Annotated in this window: 4 protein-coding genes; all 4 read left to right on the top strand. The window is 28.5% G+C overall.

Going from position 1 to position 2,025, the window contains the following annotated elements; all coding sequences use genetic code 11:
* Window positions 1-46 precede the first annotated feature (46 nt).
* The 4 genes from OQ5_RS0100680 (at window position 47) to OQ5_RS0100665 (ending at window position 1,902) form a co-directional block, all read left to right on the top strand.
* Window positions 47-301, top strand: coding sequence for a hypothetical protein (locus OQ5_RS0100680; RefSeq protein ID WP_016775644.1), 255 nt, complete (start codon window positions 47-49; stop codon window positions 299-301).
* Window positions 302-366: 65 nt separating this feature from the next.
* A complete protein-coding gene (locus OQ5_RS0100675) occupies window positions 367-813 on the top strand; it encodes a hypothetical protein (protein WP_016775643.1) in 447 nt (148 codons plus the stop codon).
* Window positions 776-1,216 carry a hypothetical protein gene (locus OQ5_RS0100670; protein ID WP_016775642.1) on the top strand — a complete coding sequence of 147 codons (441 nt, stop codon included), beginning with the start codon at window positions 776-778 and terminating at the stop codon, window positions 1,214-1,216. Before OQ5_RS0100675 ends, OQ5_RS0100670 begins: the two co-directional genes overlap by 38 nt.
* Window positions 1,217-1,236: 20 nt before the next feature.
* Window positions 1,237-1,902, top strand: a complete 666-nt coding sequence (locus OQ5_RS0100665; RefSeq protein ID WP_016775641.1) for a hypothetical protein — start codon at window positions 1,237-1,239, stop codon at window positions 1,900-1,902.
* Window positions 1,903-2,025: the final 123 nt, after the last annotated feature.

The following is a 2,025-nucleotide window of genomic DNA, read 5'->3' as shown; positions in this document are numbered from 1 at the left end:
TGCAAACCAAAGTGCAAATAATTTTTAACATTTAAATTATAAGAAAATGAAGCCAGAAAATGTGAATCCAAGCAATTTTAAAGTTGAATCAGTTCTTTTTGATAATGGAGATTTTTCTATTGCATACGGAAAATGGGAAAATGATAAGAATAGAATTGCAATGCGTTGGAATGGAAATGAAGATGACCCAGGATATCCAAAATTATTCAAAAATCCAGTTTGGTTCTTAATTGATGATGCATTAAAAGTTCCATTCATAAAATCGTTAATAGAAAAAAAGGTTCAAAACATAAAAACATAATAGAATGCCTTAAAAAAGAAATATCATAAACGCAATTGAAAATTGTCACAATTAAATTTAAAACTATGCGAAAATTAATTCTTTTCCTTTCTATATTTCTATTGCCCGCATTTCAACTAATGGCGCAAATAACAAAAGAAGACCAAATCAATTTTTCAATTTTAACAGGCTTTTCAATTCCATTAAATAACAAAGAAGTTATAGTTGAAGAAACCTCTGAATATGAATATCGATTTGGTGAAAAAAATATCAAAACGCCACATCATCCACCAATAATTTATATTTACAATAAAAATGGGATAATTGTAGAAAAGATTAAAAATAAAAAAATCACCTACTATGATTTTGGTATAAATGGTGAAAACCGAAAAGCAAAAAATATCCGTTACAAAACTGACAGCAATAATAACATAATTGAAAAAAATATTTATAATTCAGATGGAACCCAATTAATTGAAAAATACACGTATTCATATGATTCAAGACAAAAGATTTCAAAAGTTTTTTTATGAGAATTTAAGGGATACAAGAACCGAATATACCTATACACCAAAAGGGGATATTTCAGAAATACTAAAACTGGAAAAACCGTCAATCTTTGAACCCGAATTAGAACTATTTCGAAGTAAAACCAAGTTTTCATATAATGAACATAATCAACTGACTAGGATTGATGAATTTGAAAACAATTATGGCTGGACTGAAAATAGCTTTTTTAAAAAGACCAACTTATTGACGGACGAACCAAAAAGCTATAATGAAAACAAACGTGACATGGAAAATTCATGGAAACACAAATATAGTTACGAGTTTAAATATGGAAATGATAAAGAAAAAGAGTGGAAAACCAGAGAAAAATATAAAATCAACAATGGTGAAAAAAAATATATTGAAAAACAGACAGAAAATTTTTAACCATAAACGATTGGTTAAAAATGGAAGAACTACATCCATCAAAATATCAAAGAGTTGAAAAAATCAAAGAAATGGAAGAAGCAAAAATTCACCAAGAAGAAAAGAGAAAATTCTTACAAGATAGAAAAACAAAAATCTATAATATTGAAGAATACGATAAAACATACTATGAAGTGTTGCGAAAAGAAATTAATTCAATTATTAACACAATTTTAAAACGAAATCTAAACTCAAAAATAAGTACATTGAACTGTAAGGTGGATATTTTCATTGACACCCTTGCTCAAAAAAAGATGGAATTACGGATATTTCAAGTAGGCAACCCAAAAGTTGAACCCATGCTGAATAACCATTTAAATAACATGAAGGTATCTTCATTAAGAATAAAAGGTATGAAAGTTAACTCAAAAGCTTCTTTTGCTTTTGACATAAAATATCTAAAAGGTTTGGCAAAATTCAAAATTAAAGAAGATAAAAGTCAAACATTTATCTCATTCACAGATGATAATTTGCATCCTATATTAACAGAAGCGATAAAAAATCAGTATTCTAGTTCAGACGCTGGCACATATACAATTACTTATGAAATACTTAATGAGTCTGGAAAAAACACTAAAGAACTTTTGTTACATAAGTCATATAAAAAACCTTTTGGACAAAGAATTTCTAATTTTTTAGACAATTAATGGTCAGCACCCAACAAAGCTATTATACGCCAGCCGTGGCATCCACAGCATATTGAGGGTTTTGTTTTTCCCTCTCCCATGCTTTCAAGCTGATAAAGTCACAGCGGGTCTGAAAGCCACGGG

The organism is Anaerophaga thermohalophila str. Valhall (assembly GCF_000250735.1).
Lineage (GTDB): Bacteria > Bacteroidota > Bacteroidia > Bacteroidales > Marinilabiliaceae > Anaerophaga > Anaerophaga thermohalophila_A.
This window is presented reverse-complemented; position numbering and strand designations above follow the sequence as displayed.